11 protein-coding genes are annotated in these 19,470 nt (G+C 73.3%); all 11 read right to left on the bottom strand.

The window, feature by feature from the left end; genetic code table 11:
• The 11 genes from ACZ418_RS08940 to ACZ418_RS08890 all read right to left on the bottom strand — a co-directional run bounded on the left by ACZ418_RS08940 (position 1) and on the right by ACZ418_RS08890 (position 19,464).
• Positions 1–2,922: a hypothetical protein gene (locus ACZ418_RS08940; protein WP_468359220.1), complete on the bottom strand. Its 2,922-nt coding sequence runs from the start codon at positions 2,920–2,922 to the stop codon at positions 1–3.
• Positions 2,923–2,924: 2 nt separating this feature from the next.
• On the bottom strand, positions 2,925–4,772 hold the full coding sequence (locus ACZ418_RS08935) for an HSP90 family protein (RefSeq protein ID WP_468359217.1): 1,848 nt from the start codon (positions 4,770–4,772) through the stop codon (positions 2,925–2,927).
• Between the two features lie 50 nt (positions 4,773–4,822).
• Positions 4,823–5,809: a hypothetical protein gene (locus ACZ418_RS08930; protein ID WP_468359212.1), complete on the bottom strand. Its 987-nt coding sequence runs from the start codon at positions 5,807–5,809 to the stop codon at positions 4,823–4,825.
• Positions 5,810–5,965: 156 nt separating this feature from the next.
• Positions 5,966–7,054: a histidinol-phosphate transaminase gene (gene hisC, locus ACZ418_RS08925; RefSeq protein ID WP_468359209.1), complete on the bottom strand. Its 1,089-nt coding sequence runs from the start codon at positions 7,052–7,054 to the stop codon at positions 5,966–5,968.
• A gap of 47 nt (positions 7,055–7,101) precedes the next feature.
• On the bottom strand, positions 7,102–8,394 hold the full coding sequence (locus tag ACZ418_RS08920; protein WP_468359206.1) for an ATP-grasp domain-containing protein: 1,293 nt from the start codon (positions 8,392–8,394) through the stop codon (positions 7,102–7,104).
• Between the two features lie 30 nt (positions 8,395–8,424).
• The gene (locus tag ACZ418_RS08915) at positions 8,425–9,264 is read right to left on the bottom strand and encodes a TauD/TfdA dioxygenase family protein (RefSeq protein WP_388624449.1); all 840 of its coding nucleotides are present in this window, start codon (positions 9,262–9,264) and stop codon (positions 8,425–8,427) included.
• Positions 9,246–10,469, bottom strand: a complete 1,224-nt coding sequence (locus ACZ418_RS08910) for an MFS transporter (RefSeq protein WP_468359202.1) — start codon at positions 10,467–10,469, stop codon at positions 9,246–9,248. The genes ACZ418_RS08915 and ACZ418_RS08910 overlap by 19 nt, the downstream gene beginning before the upstream one ends.
• On the bottom strand, positions 10,466–11,866 hold the full coding sequence (locus ACZ418_RS08905) for an FAD-binding oxidoreductase (RefSeq protein ID WP_468359199.1): 1,401 nt from the start codon (positions 11,864–11,866) through the stop codon (positions 10,466–10,468). The genes ACZ418_RS08910 and ACZ418_RS08905 overlap by 4 nt, the downstream gene beginning before the upstream one ends.
• Positions 11,863–12,072, bottom strand: coding sequence for a ferredoxin (locus ACZ418_RS08900; protein ID WP_388624456.1), 210 nt, complete (start codon positions 12,070–12,072; stop codon positions 11,863–11,865). The genes ACZ418_RS08905 and ACZ418_RS08900 overlap by 4 nt, the downstream gene beginning before the upstream one ends.
• Positions 12,073–12,127: 55 nt before the next feature.
• Positions 12,128–13,324, bottom strand: coding sequence for a cytochrome P450 (locus ACZ418_RS08895; protein ID WP_468359195.1), 1,197 nt, complete (start codon positions 13,322–13,324; stop codon positions 12,128–12,130).
• Positions 13,321–19,464: a non-ribosomal peptide synthetase gene (locus ACZ418_RS08890; protein WP_468359192.1), complete on the bottom strand. Its 6,144-nt coding sequence runs from the start codon at positions 19,462–19,464 to the stop codon at positions 13,321–13,323. The genes ACZ418_RS08895 and ACZ418_RS08890 overlap by 4 nt, the downstream gene beginning before the upstream one ends.
• Positions 19,465–19,470: the final 6 nt, after the last annotated feature.

Raw genomic sequence — 19,470 nt, 5'->3', positions numbered from 1 at the left:
TCACCCCTTGTCGCGCAGCCGGGCCGCCAGGGAGGTCAGCGGCTCGGTCTCCTCGGTGTGGCCCAGGGCGGTGAGGCGGGAGACCGCCGCGTCGAGGCGGGTGCGGGCGGGGGCGGGGCGTTCCAGGTAGATGCCCTCCACGACGCCCGCGAGGCGGACGCATTCGGCCCACTCGCCGACGTGGTCCTCGTCGGATCCCGGTTCGCCGAGCAGGGTGAGGGCCTTGTCCAGGGCGGCCAGGGCGGTCTCGTACTCCCGGCCGTAGGCGTTGACCCGTCCGTGTTCGTAGGCCAGGGCAGGGTCGAGGGCGCGGCCCCGGGCCTCGTATCCCGCAGCGCGGGCCTCGTCGGCGATCCCGCCCGCGTCGGCGAGGAAGGCGAGGGCGTCGGCCAGGCCCTCGGGACCCTGCTGCTGGGCCTGGAGGCGGGCGAGTTCGCGCAGGCAGCTGCTGAGCTGCTCGTAGCGCGGAACCCGGACGTGGGCGGCGAGGGCCTGGTCCGCGGCCTCGCGGGCCCGGCCGAAGTCGCCGGACTCGGCGAGGAGTACGGCGGTCTCCGCGGCGATCACGGCGTGGCTCCCGGGGTCGTCGTCCCAGCCGGCCGACTCGGCCGCGAGGGCGGCGAACTCCGCCGTGGCGGCCTTGAGGTCCTCCCCCGCGTGCAGCGCGCGGGCGCGGGTCAGGCGCAGCTGGGCGACGAGCCGGTCGTCCAGCTCTCCGGCGGCGACGTCCGGTTCGGCCAGGAGGGAGTCGAGCAGGGCGATGCAGTCCTCGACGCGGCCCAGGTCGAGGCTGAGCTGGGCGGCGTTGCTGTAGGTGCAGAACGCGTCCGTCCGGCTGCCGTGGCGCAGTTCCAGCTCCGCGGAGCGCGTCAGGTGCCGCAGTGCCTCGTCGGGGCGGCCCAGGTGCATGCAGGCCTGGGCCAGGTCACCGTGGAGGCGGGCGGTGTCGACGGCGTCGGACGGCCAGTCGGCGGCCAGGCGCAGGCTCTCGGTCAGGTCCGCGTGCGCGGCCTGCGCGTCCCTGAGGCCGAGCTGGATCCGGGCGCGCAGTCCGAGCGTGCGGGGCAGGTGCCAGGCGGGGCCGTGCGCCTTCAGCCGGTCGAGGAGGGCGTCGATCTCCGTGGCCGCGGCGGGCAGATCGCCGGAGAGGGCGTACGTGCTGGCGCGCAGCATGAGGGCGCCGGAGACCTGTCCGGCGATGTCGTGCCGGGTGGCGAAGTCGAGCAGCAGGTCCACCTCGGCGAAGACCGGCGCGATGTGCTCATCGTTCCTCGACGTCTGCAGACGCAGGCCGAGGGCGGTCGCCCGCAGCCGTAGCAGACGGGCCTCCTGGAAGGGGGCGAGACCGGGCGTCTCCTCGTGCAGTCGGACGAGGCCCGCGTGGGCCGCGGTCAGCGCGGCGGCCTGCGTCTCGGCCCCGTCGGCGCCCTGGGCGGTGGCAAGCAGGGCCCAGGCTCGGGAGCGCGCCGCGTGACCCGGCTCTCCGGCGTCGTCGTACAGGGCCGCTGCCTGCTCGTGGAGGGCGGCCGCGTCGGCGAACTCGTCCTTCTCGCCCGCCCGGTCCGCCTCGTCGGCCAGCAGGTCCGCGCGCAGCAGTACGAGCGGTCCCACGGCCGGGTCGTCGGGGTGGGCGTAGTCGGGGGCGGCGACGAGCGTGCGCAGCCGTGCCCAGCAGGCCGCTGCGTCCGGATGCCCCTGCTCGTCCAACGTCCTTGCCCGGGCGATGAGTTCCGGCAGTGACTCGGGGACGGCGGCGGCCGTGCGGGCGGCGGGCGCGGCAGCCGGCGCGGCCGGGGCCACGTCGTCGAGGCCGCGGGTGCGCAGGGTCAGTTCCAGTGCGTCCAGGAGGGGGGCACGGTCGAGACGGGCCCTGCGCCGGTCGGTGTGGGCCGTGGTTCCGTTGCGGGCGTCGAAACGGGCGGCGAGGTCGTCGGCGCGGCCACGCACCTCGGCGCGCAGGCCGGCCACCGTCCAGGTGCGGCCCGCGTATCCGGCGGCAGGCAGTTCGCCGTGGCCGAGGAGTTCGACGCGCTGGAGGAGGACCTCCACGCCGGTGAGGAAGCTGAGCAGGTCCAGCGGCGAGTCGACCTCGTCGAACAGGCTCCGGTTCTCGGCGAGCAGTTCCAGGCCGCGTGCCTCGTTGCCGGTCAGCGCGCAGAACTCCAGGTGCCGACCGACCTCCCCGGACATCGAGGGGTTGCGGCGGCAGCCGCGGTAACCGGCGAGGTGCAGCTCGCGGGCCCGGTCGGTGCGGCCGGTGCGCAGCAGGGGAAGCAGCGCGTACGAGATGGAGCGGGCGGGCTCCTCCTGGCAGGACTCCTTCCCGGCCAGGACGGGCTCCCAGGTGCGCAGCGCCCGCTCGTCGTCGCCCGCCGCGAGGTGGTACAGAGCGCGCTCGCAGATCTCGCAGGCCTCACAGTCGCTGAGCTGGGTGCGGGTCCGTCCCGCCCACAGTTCGAAGGCCAGGTCGGTGTCCTCGCCGACATGTGCGGCGAGCCGGTAGGCCTGTCCGTAGTAGGGCTGGAGCGCGAGACCGGCCTTCTCGTACCGGTCGCGCATCTCGGTCAGCCACTGGCGCAGACTGGCCAGCGGTATCTCGGGCAGGGCGACCAGGGCGTTGGCCACCCACTTGAACCGCCAGAACAGCATGTGGCGCAGGCGCTCGTCGAAGACGTCGGGCTGCTCGTCGAAGAGGGTGAGCAGGCGAGCGAAGACGACGGGCGACTTCCGGGGTTCGGAGCCGTAGGTGTACGCCTCCTGGAGTTCGAGGAGCGCGTGGACGAGCGGGACGGGCTCCGCGAACTGCTCGGCGGCGTCGACCAGTTCCTCGGCCGTGACGGTGCGGGTACGGCCGTAGGGGCGCCGGTCGTTCTCCTGGAGCGCCTGGTACAGCTCGTCGGTGGTCTGGGGTGCGGTCGGCATCGTCAGCTGTCCTTGCGGAGGGCGTGGGCGAGGAGGTCGAGGAAGGAGCGGTTGATGAGGCTCGATTCGGCGGGCCTGAGCGGGCGCCGGGACAGCATCGCGGCCTGCCCGTAGAGGGCTTCGGCGCTGGTGCGGGCCAGTTCGGGTTCGTCGATGGTGACGGCCGTACGGACCAGCGGATTGAGCTGGTTGAGGATCAGCTGGGCCCGCGGAGCCTCCTGACGCAGGTGGCCGAGGATGTCGCCCCACAGGCCTCCCTGCTGCTCGCGGGCGAGCCGGGAACGGGTGCGCTCGTGCCGGGCCTCGCGGCTGTCGAGGAGGAGGGCGGGGGCGGAGGCGGGCTGGAAGGTGCGCAGCGCGACGTCGCAGTCGAAGACGGCGAGGGCGTCGCGGGCCAGGGCGAGGTAGGCCGCGGCGGCCAGTTCCGTCTCCCGGTCGACGGGGTCGAGGTGGGCGGTGAGCGTGGCCGGATCGAGGTCGGCGACGCTGACCTCCGGCCTGATCTCCGGCAGCCGGTGGACCAGTTCACGGTCGTAGGTGTAGCCGCCGTTGACGACGCCGAGCCCGGCGGCCGAGGCGATCGCCGCGACCTGCCGGAACTCCTCCACGCTGGATGTCACGAGCACGGTGCGGTGGGTGCGCGCGAACTCGTCCAGCGTGGCGTGTCCGTCGGTGGTCTCGAACGGCAGCCACGGCAGCAGCATCCGCAGGATCTCGTCGTCGTGCACCGCCAGCGACTTCACGGCCAGGTGGTGGGCCTGGAGGAAGCGGCCGAGGAGGTCCGGGTCGCTGGCGGCGGTCTGGGCGATCCACTCGCGCAGCCGTTCGGCGAGGGCGTCGCGTACGGCGGCGAGGGTGTCGTCCTCGTACAGGGACTCGCGGGACGCCGTCGGGCGCAGGCTTTCGGCGTCGACGACGCAGCGGACGAAGAACGCCCACTCGGGCAGGATCTCGGGGGCCTGCTCGGACAGCAGCATGCCCTTGACGTGCACGCGGTGGCCGTGGCGGCGCCCGGCCGGCACCGCCTCGGGCAGCACGCACGCGATGCCCTTCAGGCCCACGGCCGGCAGGTCCAGCTCGATGGTGTCCAGCGGCGCGAATCCGAAGACCTCCTCGCCGTACGCGGCCAGCGCGCGGGAGCGGGCTCCCGGCGTGGGGTACGTACGCGCCCAGGGTGCGGGCTCGGGGTTGACGGATGCGCCCGGGCCGCCCGTGCCGTCGTCGAAGGTCACCGGGTGGCGCAGCAGGGAGCCGAAGTGCCGGGCCAGCGCGTGCACCTGGGCCGGCCGGGTCCACTCGCCCGCGTCGGCGCGGGGCGTGAGCGTGACAGTGGTGCCGGGCCGGGGGCGGGCGGAGGTGGGCAGGGTGCGGACGGAGTAGCTGCCGTCACCGCGTCCCCGCCACTCCACGACGGGGGCGTCGGGGGTGCGGGCGCAGCGGCTCAGGACATGGATCTCGTCCGCGACCAGGAAGCAGGAGAGCAGGCCGATGCCGAACTGGCCGATGAAGTCACCGCGTTGCTCGGCGATCCGGTCGGCGCGCTTGCTGCTGCGGCCGATCGTGGCGAGGAAGGTGTGCACGTCGGCCTCGGTGAGACCGACGCCGTCGTCCTCGACACGTACCACCGAACCGTCGGCGTACAGGCGGATACCGAAGGCGTCGGCGGGTGCGGCCGGTTCGAGGCCGTGCCGCGCGGTCAGCGCGTCCACCGCGTTCTGCAGGAGTTCGCGCAGGTAGACGCGGGGGCTGGAGTAGAGGTGGTGGGAGAGGAGATCGACGAGGCCGCGCAGATCCACCTGGAAGGTGCGGTCGGCGCCGGCCGGGTTCGAAGGGGTTGCGGGCAGAGTCATCGGGCAGTCCGGGGTGAGGTGAGCGACGAACGGCGGGCGGGGTGGCGGGTTCAGGCGTTGCGCCGGGCGCGGGCGTACATCTCTTCCGGCTTCGCCATGTACCTCCAGGGCCACGAGGTGTAGGCGCCCTGCAGCTCGCGGAAGACGCGCGGCAGCACGAGGCGTGCGGAGGCCAGGGACAAGGCCATGGCGAAGACGTTGAAGTCCTGCTGCCAGCCCGGGCGACGCACGTAGGCGGGGTGGAGGATGCTGCGCTCGGCCGTTTCCAGCAACTCGTCCTGGATCTCGGGGGTGATGAGGCAGTTCTCACGGTCGGACTCGACCCAGTCCTCTATGTGCGCGATGGCGATCACACAGCCGAGGCGGTGGCCATCGGGCGCCCCGGCGAACGCGGCACGGGCGAACGCCAGGGCCTGGCCCGGCTCGCCGCCCCAACGCGGCTGCAACTGCGAAACCCACTCGACGTGGGTCTCCAGGTCCAGCGGTTCGCGGCGCAGGGCGGCGTCGAGCCGGGCCTCGTTGACGGCTTGGCCCAGCGACATGCCGCGGCCGGAGGTGAGGAGGCGGCGCCACGGCGTGACCCATTCCGGCCGCAACTCGGCTGCCTCCAACAGCTGCTCCTCGGCGATGTGGAGCCGCTCGTGGAAAACCCGCCACTGCTCCTGCGTGACATCCACGGCAAGCGCGCGGGTGCGGGCCTCCCAGCCCCAGGCGATGTGGCGCGCCCCGGATATCAGCAGGGCCGTCGCCCGGTGCTCCTTGTCCTCCTCCACGGCCCGGCCGATCCAGTCCTGCACACCGTCCAGGTCGGCCAGCTCACCGAGGACCTGATCGTCGCGGCCGAGATCGAAGGGGGCCAGCGCCGCCTTGACCGCCGCCCAGTCACCCGCACCGGCCGCCTCCACCAGCGCGAGCACCCGTGCGTCCCCGAGCGCGCGCAGCCTGTACATCCCGTTCTTCTGCCTGCGCGGGACGGGAAGGGCGTACGGATCCGCCGCCGGTCTCTCCCCGCCCCTGCCGAACAGTCTGCCGAACATGCCGCGCCCTCCCCGGGTTCCGCGTGATCGTTTGGCGCAGCATAAGCGGCACCACCGACACCGCTTCCACAGGGTTTCCCACCGGTGGTTCACGGGGGTCGTGGAACTGACGCGCCTCCGTTCAGTGTCGGATGCCCCCAGGGGTGCCGAAGACCGTCATCGCCGGGCAGCCTGGCTCAGGTTCGGCCATCCGGTGGCCGCGTACTCCTCCGCCGCCCGCAGGAAGACGTCGTTGTGCTCGCGCGCCCCGACCGTGACCCGTACTCCCTCGTCGCCGAAGCGCCGGACCAGCGCACCGCGGTCCGCGCAGAACTCGGCGAAGCTCTCCGACCGACCGCCCAGCGGAAGCCAGAGGAAGTTCGCCTGGGAGGCGGGGACGGACAGACCGGCCTTCAGCAGCCGGTGCCGGACGCGCTCCCGCTCCGCGGCCACGGCCAGGCAGCGCTCGGTCACCTCCGCGGTGTGATCCAGCGCGGCCGTCGCCGCCGCCTGCGCCGGACCACTGACCGCGAAGGGCACCGCCACCTTGTTCACCGCCGAGACGACGGCGGGCGACCCGACGCAGTAGCCGACCCGGATCCCGGCGAGCCCGTAGGCCTTCGAAAAGGTGCGGAGGACAGCCACGTTCTCGCGCTCACGGGCGAGCAACAGGCCGTCGAGCACATCCGGGTCCGTCACGAACTCCCGGTACGCCTCGTCCAGCACCACGAGCACGTCGCCCGGGATGCGCTCCACGAAGTCTCGTAGTTCCCGGGTGCCCACCGCGGTGCCGGTCGGGTTGTTGGGGTTGCAGACGAAGACCACGCGGGTCGCCGGGGAGACGGCGTCCGCCATGGCGGCCAGGTCGTGCCGGTGCCCGGGGTCCAGCGGAACGGTACGGGACTGCGCTCCGGCGACCCGCGCGAAGACGGGATACGCCTCGAACGAACGCCATGCGCACAGCACTTCGTCGCCCGGTGCGCAGTAAGCCTGGATCAGCTGCTGGCACAGGCTCACCGAGCCGCAACCGATCGCGACCCATGACTCGGGAACCTCCATCTCGGCAGCCAGCCGTGCCACCAGGTCCTCGGAGAACCACTGCGGGTACCGGTTCCCCTGGGAGGCCGCCCGGGCGACCGCCTCGACGACCGCGGGCAGCGGAGGAAGAGAGCTCTCGTTCGAGTTGAGCAGGATCGCGCCGGGCGGGCGACCCGGGATGATGTAGTCCGGGATGCCGGCCAGATCGGCCCGCGTGGGCACACCCATGGGGCAACTTTCCTTTCGGACGTGCGTTGAGGGAAGCGGCGCCCGCGTCAGCGCGCGGCTTCGTCGGACGGGGCGAGCCGGAAGAGCGCGTCCTGCAGGCCCTGGATCCGCCGGTGATCGGCGAGCAGGTCCTCGTGGCGGTCCCCCACCAGGAAGACCCGCAGCGGGCTGGAGAGCAGATCGGTCGTGGGGCGCATCCGGTCGCCGGGGCGGAGCCGGGGCACGGCCAGCCGGACCGTGCGAAGGGCGGCGATCCGGGCCAGGACCTCCTCGTCGATCTCCTCGACGATCCCCTTCCGGGTGGTCTGCCCGTGCACGACGAGGGCTTCTCGACGCTTGCGGTACATCGTGCGCCCCGCGTACCGGCGCTGGAACTCCTCCGGCCGTACGCAGGCCAGGGCGAGCAGGTCCGCCTGGTTGCCGTCCATGCAGGTGTCGTGCACGGCGGGCACCATGTCTCCGTTGAGCCGGGCGCCGACCTCGACCAGTGCGGGGCCCTCGGGGGTCAGCACGACCTCTGCGTGGGCGGCGCCGAAGCGGATGTCGAGGGCGTCGAGGACGCGGTCCACGTAGTCGACGAGGACGGGCACCTCGGGGCTGTCCGGGTCGAGCAGGATGTCCTTGTCGTAAATCCGCTTGGTGCCGGTCTCCGTCTTCTCGTACCGCCATACCCCGCACACGTGACGCCCGCCGCCGGGGCCCCGGACGACGTCCACGATGTACTCGGGGCCCAGCAGGAAGGACTGCGCGAGGACCTCGGTGTTCCGGCGCTCGAAGATGTCGTACGTGCCGAGGACGGCGGCCACGGCCCTGCGGATCTCCTCGGCACTGCGGCAGATGGAGACGCCGTCGGTGGAGGCCGAGCTGAGCGGCTTGACCACCACGGGGTAGCCGGCCTCGCGCTGCGCCCAGGCGACGATCTCGGCGGCGTCCGCGGACTTCAGCTGCCGGGCGCAGCGGAGCCCGGAGGCTCGCAGCGCCTCGATCATCCGGTACTTGTCGCGGCGCACGGCGGAGGTCGCGGCCGGGTTGCCGGGCAGGCCCAGCCGCTCGGCGACGGCGTCGGCCGGGGGAACGCCGGTCTCCTGTCCGGGCAGGACGCCGACGGGGGCGTAGGCGGCGAGCTCCTTGGCGGTGCGGTCCCAGTCGCCGGTGCTGTGCACCACGTTCGCGACGTAGGGCTCGAGGTCCGGGGGCGGGACGGAGGCGAGGAACTCCGGGGTGGACTGCAGGTGGACGACGTCGGCGCCGAGCCGCTGGAAGGCGGCGGGCAGGAACTTGCCGATCGAGTACCCGTCGACGACAACGCCGACGGGACGGCTCGGGGCGGGGTGGCTCATGGGAGGTCTGGTCCTTTCGCGCGCTGCCGGTCAGGCGGCGGCGACGCTGATGCGGTGCACGGTCCGGCCGACGCCCTCAGGAAGGTCGGTCGCCCGGTGGTAGGTGGTGGCCGTCTTCCAGATCAGCAGGTCGTCGTGCGTCCAGCGGTGCTCGTAGACGTGCGCGGGGTCCTGCACCAGGGAGTCGACGAGGTCGAAGAACTCCTCGTTGCCGTTGGCGTCGAGACCGACGACCGAGTCCATGTACTCGCGGGCGGCGTACAGGAAGCGCCGGCCGGTGAAGGTGTCGCGGCGGACGACGGGGTGCTCGACCGCCGGGAACTCGTGGGCGACCAGAGCCCGCATCTCGGCGATGGACAGGCCCACGTGGCGGGGCTCGATGCGCTGCTGCCTGGTCAGGGTGTGCAGTCCGGTGAGGCCCTCCAGGCGGGTCTTCCATTCCTCGGGCAGCCGGTCGTAGACGTCGGCGGCGGAGGTGAACAGGGTGTGGCCGTGTTCCTCGGGCACGTTCACCCCGTGCAGCACCGTGTACTCGGCGGGACGCGCGTTGTACGACGAGTCCTGGTGCCAGAAGTTTCCGACCCGGGGGACGCCGACGGGCCTGTTCTTCCGGCGTTCGTTGGAGGAGACGAGGATCTCGGCGAACTTCGGGTGGCGCCAGTCGCTCAGCAGGAAGGGCACGGGGTTGCCGAGGCGGGCGGCGAGCCCGATGTGCTGCTCGGGTGTCAGCCGGATGCCGCGCAGCACCACCAGGTCCCGCTGGTGGACGGAATCGACGACGTCCGCGAAGAGCTCCTCGCTCCGCAGGTCCTCGTGGGTGACTCCGGTGTACTCGACGCCGATGAACGGGGTCAGATCGCGTCGGTGCATGAGGGTTCCTCCTTGTACCAGGTGTAGGGGCTGCTGCGGGCCACCGTCAGCAGGACCCAGGCGACGCACAGGGCGCCGCCTGCGACGGCCCACGGGATACCGGGGGCGGAAGGCCGGGTGAGCAGCAGGGCGAGGTGGGGAGCCAGAATGAAGGCGATGTTGACGCCGGTGGAGTAGAGGCTGAGATTGCGGTCCGCCGAGGCCTCGCTGGACAGCTCGCTGACGTAGCCGAGGAGCGCCGGGAACACGACGATCTCCCCGGCGGTCCACACGAGCGTGGACAGGACGAGTGACGGACCCGATCCGGACAGCGCCATCAGCAGGAAGCCGGTGCCCGCGAGGCCGTAGCCGAGGAGCAGGGTGGGCAGGTGTCGGGTCCTGGCCATCAGCACGTTGAGGGGGACCTCGAACAGGACGATGCCCACCGCGTTGACGGAGAAGACGACGCCCGCCCAGTACCCGGGCATGCCCCGTCCGACGATGACGTAGGTGGAGAGGAAGACGGACGGCAGCGAGTAGGCGAGCTGGACGGGCAGCGAGAGGCCGAAAATCGTCCAGAACCGGGCCCGTTCGTACGAGGTGCGGCGGACGATGCCGCTCTTCGGTGCGTTTCGCCCCGAGGGGAGAGCGGCCGGCACTCCGCGGGAGCGCAGCGCGAGGTGTCCGGCGGCAGCCAGGGCGCAGCCGGCGTTCGCCCAGAACACCAGCCGCGCGTCGACGGCGAAGAGCAACCCGCCGACGACGGGTCCGGCGGCCATGCCGAGGTTGATGGCGAGCCGGTAGCAGGAGAAGGCGACTTTCCGCTCGTCGGGGTCCGCGGCGGCGACGGTCGCCGAGTACGCGGCCGGCGTGACGATCTCGTACGCGAACCCCCACACCAGGACGGCGGCGACCAGCGCCGCCACGCCGTGCAAGAAGGGGAACACGGCCGGCACCGCCGCGCTGAGGCCCAGGCCGCCCAGCATCAGCGCATGGGCGGTGACCCTGCCGAGCAGGACGCTCGCCGCCAGGTCGGCGGCGAGGGCGCCCACGCCGAAGCAGGCGAGGACGGTGCCGGTCGGGCCCTTGCCCAGCCCCTCGTGCACCAGCAGGTGGGCGGCGAGGAACGGATAGGCCATCGTGCCCGTACGGAAGATCAGGGTGGTGAGGAACAGGGTGCGCAGCGGCGCGGGGAGCCCCGCGACGGTGCGGACGGTACGGGTCACGGGGTGCGCCCGCCCGCCGGGCGCCGGGCGAACAGGGCGCCCGGGTTGAACAGACCCGCGGGGTCGAGGGCGTTCTTCAGCTGCCGGTGGACCCGCATCGAGACGGGGCCCAGCTCCCGTTCCAGCCACTCCGTCTTCAGCTTGCCGATGCCGTGCTCGCCGGTGACGGTGCCGCCGAGGGACAGGGCCAGGGCGAGGATGGCGTCGAAGGCCTCCCGGGCACGGGCGTACTGTGCCGCCGACGCCCCGTCGTACAGGACGGTGGGGTGCATATTGCCGTCGCCCGCGTGGCCGACGACGGCCACGGTCAGCCCCGCCTCCACCCCGATCTCCTCGCATCCGGCCATGAGTTCGGCGATCCGGGTGCGGGGCACCGCCACGTCCTCCGTCATGCAGGCTCCCCGCGCCTCGAGGGCCGGGAGGGACACCCGGCGGGCCTTGAGCAGCAGACCGCCCTCGGCCGGGTCCCGGGTGGCGTGCGTCCAGTCGGCGCCCGCCTCCTTGAACAGCCCTTCCATGGCGTCCAGTTCGGCGGCGGCCGGCTCTCCGCCGGCGTCCGACTGGCACAGCAGCAGGGCGCTGCCGTCGCCCGCGCCGAGGTCCGCCCGCAGGTACTCGGCGGAAGCCCGCAGGGAGGTGGCGTCCATGATCTCCATCAGGGAGGGCACCAGACCGGCCCGGACCACACGGTTGACGGCGTCCCCGGCCCGCTCCACGGAGTCGAAGGCGGCGACGATCGTGCCCGGCGCGGCCGGCAGCGGACGCAGCTTGAGCGTCGCCTCGGTGATGATGCCGAGCGTGCCCTCGCTGCCGACGAACAGCCGGGTCAGGTCGTAGCCCGCCACGCCCTTGACGGTCCTGCGGCCCGTGGTGAGCAACGAACCGTCGGCCAGGACGACTTCGAGGCCGAGGACGGCGTCGCTGGTCACGCCGTACTTTCCGCAGCACAGGCCGCCGGCGTCCGTGGCGAGGTTGCCGCCGAGCGTGCACCATTCGAGGCTGGAGGGATCGGGCGGGTAGAAGAGGCCGTGTTCGGCGGCGGCGTCTCGGAGCGCCCGGTTGATCACCCCTGGCTGCACGACGGCCAGCCGGTTGTCCGCGTCGAGTTCGAGGATCCGGTCCATCCGGGTGGTGACCAGGACGACGCACCCGTCCACCGCGTTGGCGCCGCCGGTCAGACCGCTGCCCGCACCGCGCGGGACGACGGGCACGGCGGCCTCGGCACAGGCGCGGACGCACGCCTGCACCTCGGCGGTGCCGGCGGGCAGCACCACGGCGCGCGGGCGGCCCGCCGGGGCCATCGGCATCATGTCGCGGGCGTAGCCCTCGGTCACGTCCGGATCGGTGAGCACGGCAGCACTGCCCACCGCGTCCCGCAGCCGGTCGATCAGGCTCACGCGGTGCCGTCCTCGGCATCGACGAGGATCGCGCGGGCCGGGCAGAGGTCCGCCGCCTCGTGGACGGCGTCGGTGAGCGCGGCGCCCGGCTCGGTGTCGAGCAGCACGACGATGCCGTCGGCCTCGTCCTGGTCGAAGACCTCGGGTGCCGACAGGACACAGTGCCCGGCTCCGACACATCGCTCGGGTTCAAGGGTGATCTTCACGGTGGTTGGCTCCTTGGCGGTCAAGAGGGCGGACGGGTGCTCCGGGAGCGGCGATTCACCAGGTCACGGGCAGTTCATGGACGCCGTAGACGGCCATGTCCGACTTGAAGCGGATCTCCTCGACGGGCACGGCGACCCGCAGCTCCGGCAGGCGGTGGGCGACGGCGTGGTAGGTCTCCTGGAGTTCGACCTTCGCCAGGGACTGGCCCAGGCACTGGTGGGGGCCGTAACCGAAGGCGAGGTGGCCGTGGGCGCGTACGCCGGGGTCGAAGTCCTCGCCGGAGGGGAAACGCGAGGGATCGCGGTTCGCCACGTTGATTGCCGCGATCACCCCCTCTCCCGCCTTCACCAGGCGGCCGTTGACGTCGACGTCCTCGGTGGCGATCCGGCGAATGCCACGCTGGACGATGGTGAGGTGACGCAGCAGCTCCTCCACCGTGCCCGCGAGCTGCCGGGGGTCCTCGTGACTGCGCAGGGCGGCGAAGCGGCCGGGGTGCCGCAGCAGGGTGAGGATGCCGAGAGAGATCATGTTGGCCGTGGTGTCGTGCCCCGCCGTGAGCAGCAGCAGGGCCATCGCGCTCAGTGTGCGGCGGTTCATCGCCCCGGTGCGCACATGCCGGACCACCATGCGCCCGATGAAGTCGTCTCCCGGGTCCTTCTCCCGTACGGCCACGAGGGATTCGAGGTAGTCCTGGAGTTCCTGACGGGCTGCGGCGGCGGTCTCGGTCGTGCCCGAGACGGCGTTCATGGTGTGGGTGAGGGAGCGGAACAGCTCCCGGTCCTCCAGGGGCACGCCGAGGAACTCGCAGATCACCGAGAGCGCGACGGGCAGCGCGAGACCGGCCACGAGGTCGGCGCGACGCGGTCCGTCCAGCATCCGGTCGAGGCAGCCCGCGACGACGGCGCGCACGGCCGGGCGCCAGGACTCGGCACGCCGCACGGTGAACTCGCCGAGCACCAGACGGCGCAGCGCGTCGTGCTCGGGGTTGTCCATGATGAGCAGCGTCGGTTCGACGGCCGTCTCGGCGGCCGCGACGGCGCTGGAGAGCGGATAGCCGGGACGGCGCTTGTCGGCGCTGAACCGGGGGTCGCTCAGCACCACCCGCGCGTCCTCGTAGCGAGTGAACAGCCAGGGACGCACCCCGTTCCAGATCGGGACGCGGGGCACCTCCGGCTCGTCGCGCAGCCGGGTGACCTCCTCGGGCGGGGCGAACGGGCACTGGCGGGCCATGGGATACAGCACTTCCGTCATTCGCTGGTCTCTCCGGTCGGTGCGAGGAACTGCCACCAGCGGTCGATCACGGTGTCGTCCCAGTCGGGCGGGGTGATGCCGTGGGCGTGCAGGGCGGTGAGAGTGGCTTCGTTGCGGTAGCGGGCCGGTCGCGCCGGGCCGGGTGTGTCGCACAGCTCGCGCAGGTGCTCCCGGTAGGCCAGGGCGGGCAGTTCGATGCCCCGGGCCACCGCGTCGTCCAGCCGCTCGAGCCAGGTGCGCAGGCCGACCGGGCGGGTGCGGGAGCCGGAGCGCCGGTCGTGGCCGGCGAGGAAGACACCGAGCCCCGTACGGCGGGGGTGGTGCAGGTGGTGGACGGTGCCCGGCGGGGCGTCGGCGAAGGCCAGCGCCACCAGAGCACGGGCCATGACGTCGACGGGCAGGGCGTCGGAGGCCAGGCCCGGGTGGTCGGGGTAGCACCCGAGGGCGGCGGAACTCACCATCAGCCGGGTCAGCATGTCGTCGCGGCTGACCGCGCCGGTCGTCGCGCTGCCTGCGGCCCGGCCCAGCCGGTACGTCCGGGCGTCGGCCCCGCGCGCGACGGCCTGGCGGACGAGGTGTTCGGCCGCCCACTTCGCCGCGGCGTAGCCGCGTCCGCGCGGATGGCGTTCCTGCTCGGCCGGCGTGGACTCGCTGAGGGTGCGTCGGCGGCCGTCCGGGGCGTGCTCGCGCAGCACCGCGAGGGTGGAGATGTGGTGGAAGCGGGCGGCCGGGCCCTCGGCGGCGATCCTCAGCAGCTCCTGCGTGCCGCCGACGTTGGCCGCGGCCAGGTGCTGGTAGCCGGACAGGTGGTGGACCTCCGCGCCCAGGTGCAGGACGGTGGTCGCCGAACGCGCCGCGTCGTGCGCGGGAGTTCCGGTCAGTCCGAGGCCGGGCAGGGTGAGGTCGCCGGGCAGCGGCACGATCCGGGGATCGGCGGCGTCCAGGGCGAGCGCGTTGCGGCGGGCCGCCTGCGCCAGCCGGGCGCGGGCCGCTTCGGGCGTCGCGGCGCGCACGACGCACAGCACCGGTCCCTCGGTACGGTCCAGCAGCTCGCTCAGGACGTGGATGCCGACGAACCCTGTGGCACCGGTGAGCAGGACGGAGTCCGCGCGGCGCGGGGCTGCGGCGGGGCCGGCGAAGGTGATGCCGGGGTCGAGCACGACGTCCTCGGGGAGCACCGTCGCCGTCTCGGTGCCGACGTCGGGGCGGGCGAGTGCGCGCGCGGTGGCCCTGACCGTCGGCTCGGCGAGGAAGTCCCGGACGGGTATCCGCACTCCGTACCGTCTTTCGATCTCGCCGAGCAGCCGGATGACGCGCAGCGAGTGACCACCGAGCGCGAAGAAGTCGTCCGACAGCCCGATGGACGGGCCCGTGCCGAGGACCTGACGCCACAGGGCCGACAGCCCCCGCTCCAGGGGGCTGGCGGCGGAGTCGCTCTCCTCGACGGGGCCGTGGTCCCGCGCGTGGGCCGCGAGGAGGTCGGCGAGCGCCGTGCGGTCGGCCTTGCCGTGGCTGCTGGTGGGGATGAGCGTGACCGGCACGATGAGCCGGGGCACCATGTGGCCGGGCAGGTGGCGGACGAGATGGGCGCGCGCCTCCTGCTCGTCGGCGGTGCCCACGTAGGCGACGCCGAGATCGGCGTCGGGTCCCTCGCCGACCAGCACGGCGACGGCTTCACCGATCCGCTCATGGCGGGTCAGTGTCGCCTCGATCTCGCCGAGTTCGATGCGGAAGCCGCGCAGCTTGATCTGCCCGTCGAGCCGGCCCAGGTAGTCCAGGGTGCCGTCGGGCAGCCGGCGTGCCCGGTCCCCGGTGCGGTACAGGCGCCGGTCGCCGAGGACGGGCACCGTGGTGAACGAATCGCGGGTACGTTCGGGGTTGTTCCAGTAGCCGAGGGCGACCCCCGCGCCGCCGAGCCAGAGTTCCCCTGGGACTCCGGTGGCGGCGAGCCGGCCGTGCCGGTCGATCACATGCGCGGTGGTTCCCGGCAGCGCCCGCCCGATCGGGATCCTGCCGCGGTCCTCGTCGGGACCGGCCTCGTGGGTCGTGGCGAGGATCGCCGCCTCGGTGGGGCCGTAGCCGTTGATGACGACGCGACCTTGGGCGTAGTGGCGGGTGTCGTGCGGGTCGGCGGGTTCGCCGGCCACGACCAGAACCCGTACCGACGCCAGGTCCGGGCGACCCAGCGCACGCAGCAGCGAGGGAACGATGACCATCACGGTCACACCGTTGTCGCGCAGCGCTCGGCCGAGTGCGGCGGCGTCACCGCGGGTGGCGTCCCCGCAGTACACCAGGGTGCCGCCGGAGACGAGCGGCATGAACTGCTCGTAGGCCGCCACGTCGAAGCCGGGCGAGGTGAGCTGCAGCCAGACGTCGTCCGACGTGAAGGGGTGGCGGGCCAGACTGGCGTGCAGGGTGTTGACGACCGAGCGATGAGAGACCACGACGCCGCGCGGCCGCCCGCTGCTGCCGGACGTGTAGATGATGTAGGCGGCGTCGCTGGCGCGGGCCGCCTGCCGCGCGGGCGGGGTCTCGGCCGAGGGGCGCACGAGCCGGTCGATGTCCAGGACGGGTGGCAGGCCGTCGGCGTCCGGGCCGGGGCGGAACAGCCGGTCGGAGATGTCCTTCGCGGTCACGAGGATCCGGGCCCCGGCGTCCGTGAGAACGTACCGCAGCCGCTCGGCCGGATACGCCGGATCGAGCGGGACATAGGCCGCCCCGGTCTTGAGCACGCCGAGAACGGCGACGATCAGCAGGGGCGTGCGCTCCAGGCAGAGGGCGACGCGCTCACCGGGTCGTGCCCCCTCCGCGAGGAGCCGGGCGGCGACGTCGTCGGAGAGCCGGTCGAGTTCGCGGTAGGTGAGGGAGGTGTCGTCCCCCACCACGGCGGTCCTGCCGGGGTGGGCGGCCACCGTGCGGGCGAACAGCGAGGTCAGCGTGGCGTCCGGACGGGCCGGCGGCCCCTCGGTGACCGGTGTGGCCAAGAGCCGTCCCTGCTCGCCGGGTTCGAGCAGTTCGATGTCGCGCAGAACGGTGTCCCGCTCGGCGTCGGCGAGCCGGCCCAGCACGGCGACGAGCTGGCCCGCAAGTCGCTCGACGGTGTCCCGGCGGTAGAGGTCGGTACTGAACTCCACCTCCAGGTCGAGCCCCCGCGGCGACTCCTGGAAGGTGAAGGTCAGCTCGAACTTGGCGGTGTCGTCGTCGGCGGGCGGCCAGGGCTCGGCCGGGGCGGTGCCCAGGCGGAGCGGGCGGGGCGGGCGCTGCTGGTGGTTGACGACCGCGCGGAAGGGGCTGGACCCGCGGGAGACACCCGCGGCGCCCAGTTCCCGGCACACCGTCTGGAACGGCACGTCGTGGTGGGCGTGTGCGGCGGCGCAGGCCTCCCGGACCCGCCGGAACAGGGTGGCGACCGGTGTGTCCGCGGTGGCCTCGACCCGGATCGGCAGCAGGTTGACGAAGTAGCCGACGAGGTCCTCGGTGCCGGCCCGCCCGCGGCCCGTCGCCAGGCTGCCGAGGCACAGGGAGTCGCGTTCGGCGTGCGCCGCGAGGACGGTGTACACACCGGCCAGGCAGAACATGAAGCGGCTGATGCCATGACGGCGTGCGGCCTCGCCGTACCGGGTGGCCTCGGCGGCCTCGATCCGCAGCCGGACCCGGTCACCGGCCCCGCTGAGTACGGCCGGCCGCGGATGATCGGTGACGAGGTCGGGGGCGGCCGCGCCGCCCTCCAGGGCGCCCCGCCAGAACTCCAGCGCGGCGTGCTCGCGTTCCGGCAGCCGGGCCAGGGTCTCGCGCACATGGTCGGCGAACGTCAGCCGCAGCGGTGGAAGGGGTGCTGCCGGATCGTCGTAGAGAGCCGACAGCTCGGTGAAGAAGAGGTCGAGGGACCAGTCGTCGGCGATGACGTGGTGGATGTCGAAGTGCACGACGGTGGCGGACCCGTCGAGGGTGACCACCAGGGTGCGGACGAGCGGGGAGGCGTCGTCGGCCGCTGCCGAGGCGGCGACGAGCGCGCGAATCCGGTGCTGCTGCTCCGCCGGCGGCATCCGGGTCATGTCGTGGTGGTCCACGGCGGCACCGGGATCCGCGTCCGGCGTCTGCCACCAGCCGTCGGCGTCCTGTCGGACGACGGTGCGCAGAACCGTCTGGCGCTGCCCGAGCAGGGTGAGCGCGCGACGCAGCCGGGGTACGTCGACCTGCCCCTGCACCAGAAAGGTGCGGGAGATGACGTACCGCTTGCCGGGCGTGGCCTGCTGCTCGAACCAGATGCCCTCCTGCCCCGGCAGCAGCGGAACCCGGGCGGGCGGCCCCGACCGCGGCTCGGCGGCCGGTGCCGTTGCGTTGCCGTCGGGTTGCCGCTCCACGGCGGGTGACGCGCCGGTCCCGGCCGCAGCGGCGGCATCGAGGAGTGCGGCGAGCCCGCGCACCGTGGCCGCCCGGAACAGGTCCCCGACCGACAGGGCCACGCCGGTGGCGCTCTCCAGGCGAGCCAGTACGACCATGGCGGTGAGCGAGTCGCCACCCGCGGCGAGGAAGTCGGTGTCGGTGCCGACCGGGGCGCCGAGCGCGTCCTGCCACAGGTCCGCTACGAGGCGCTCGACGGGCGTGTCCGGGAGGTCGCGCCCGGCCGTGCCGTACGTCCGCCCGGCCAGTCGAGCGAGGGTGGGGCGGTCGGTCTTGCCGTTCGGGGTGACCGGCAGCTGTGCGAGCAGCGTCACGGTGGCCGGGACCTGCGGCGACGGCAGGAGTGACGCCACGTGGGCGACGAGGTCCGCCTCGGCGGCGGGTTCCCGCAGGACGACGAACGCCGCGAGCCTGCGCCGTTCGCCGGTGCCGTGGGCCACCACGGCGGCCTCGCGGACCGCGGGAAGGCCCAGCAGAGCCCGTTCCGTCTCGGCCGGTTCCACCCGGTGGCCCCGGATCTTCACCTGGTCGTCGGTGCGGCCGAGGAAGGCGAGGTTGCCGTCCGGCAGCAGGCGGACCCGGTCGCCGGTGAGGTAGGCGGTGCGGCCGGGACGGCCGGGCTCGGGGATGAAGCGGTCGGCGGTGAGGTCGGGCCGGCCGAGGTAGCCGCTGGCCACGCCCGGCCCGCCGACGCAGAGTTCGCCCTCCTCGCCGGGGGCGACGGGGTGCCGGTCGCGGTCGACCACGTGGACGGTGGCGTCGGCGAAGGGACGGCCGATCGGCACGTCCGGCCAGTCGTCGGCGTAGGGGTGTTCCGCGTCGAGCACCAGCCAGCAGGCGTAGACGGTGGTCTCCGTGGGCCCGTAGCCGTTGACGACCCGGCAGCCGGGGAGCTCGCGCAGCGCCGTGCGCACGGCGTCGGCCGAGGCCCGGTCACCACCCGACACGCACAGCCGCAGTCCGCGCAGTGCGTCGGTGATGTACTCCATGGCGAGTCCGAACATCGGTGCGGCGAGCCGCAGCACGGTCACCCCGTGCCGCCGTACCTCCCGACCGATCTCGTGGACGCCGGGCCGGGCGGCTTCGGGCAGGACGAGTGTGGCCCCGTTCAGCAGGGCGCCCCAGATCTCGAAGACGGACGGGTCCACATGGAGGGGGGCGAGCTGGAGCACCGTGTCGTCGGGCCTGAACCCCGCCTCCGGGGCCCGGGCGAGCGACAGGACGCTGCGGTGTTCCACCTGCACGCCCTTGGGCCGCCCCGTGGTGCCCGAGGTGGCGATGACATAGGCGAGCGTGTCCGGGCCGCCCGGCGCGACGGCGAGCGGTTCCGGGTCGGGCAGCTCCTCGTCGACGGTCAGGATCCGCACCCCCGGCAGCAGCGTGCGCAGCCGGTCGGCCTCGGTGTGCGCCACCCACAGGGTGCGCAGCCCGAAGTCCTCCACCAGGCCGCGCATCCGAGCATCGGGCGCGTCCGGGTCCAGAGGCACGTAGGCGCATCCGGCGAGGACCGCGCCGAGGACCGTGGCGACAGTCCCCGCGGACCGCGGGGCGCGGATGCCGACCGGTTCGCCGGCCGCTCCGGCACGCCCGAGCCGGGCCGCGACGGACGCGGCCCAGCCGGCCAGGTGGCGGTACGTCAGGCGCAGGTCACCGTGGACGAGCGCGGTGTGCTCGGGGCGAGTGCGTACGACGTCGGCGAAGGCGTCGCCGAGGGTGTGGGCCATGGCTGCGTTCATGTGCTC

Source organism: Streptomyces sp. NPDC030820 (assembly GCF_055572075.1).
This window is presented reverse-complemented; position numbering and strand designations above follow the sequence as displayed.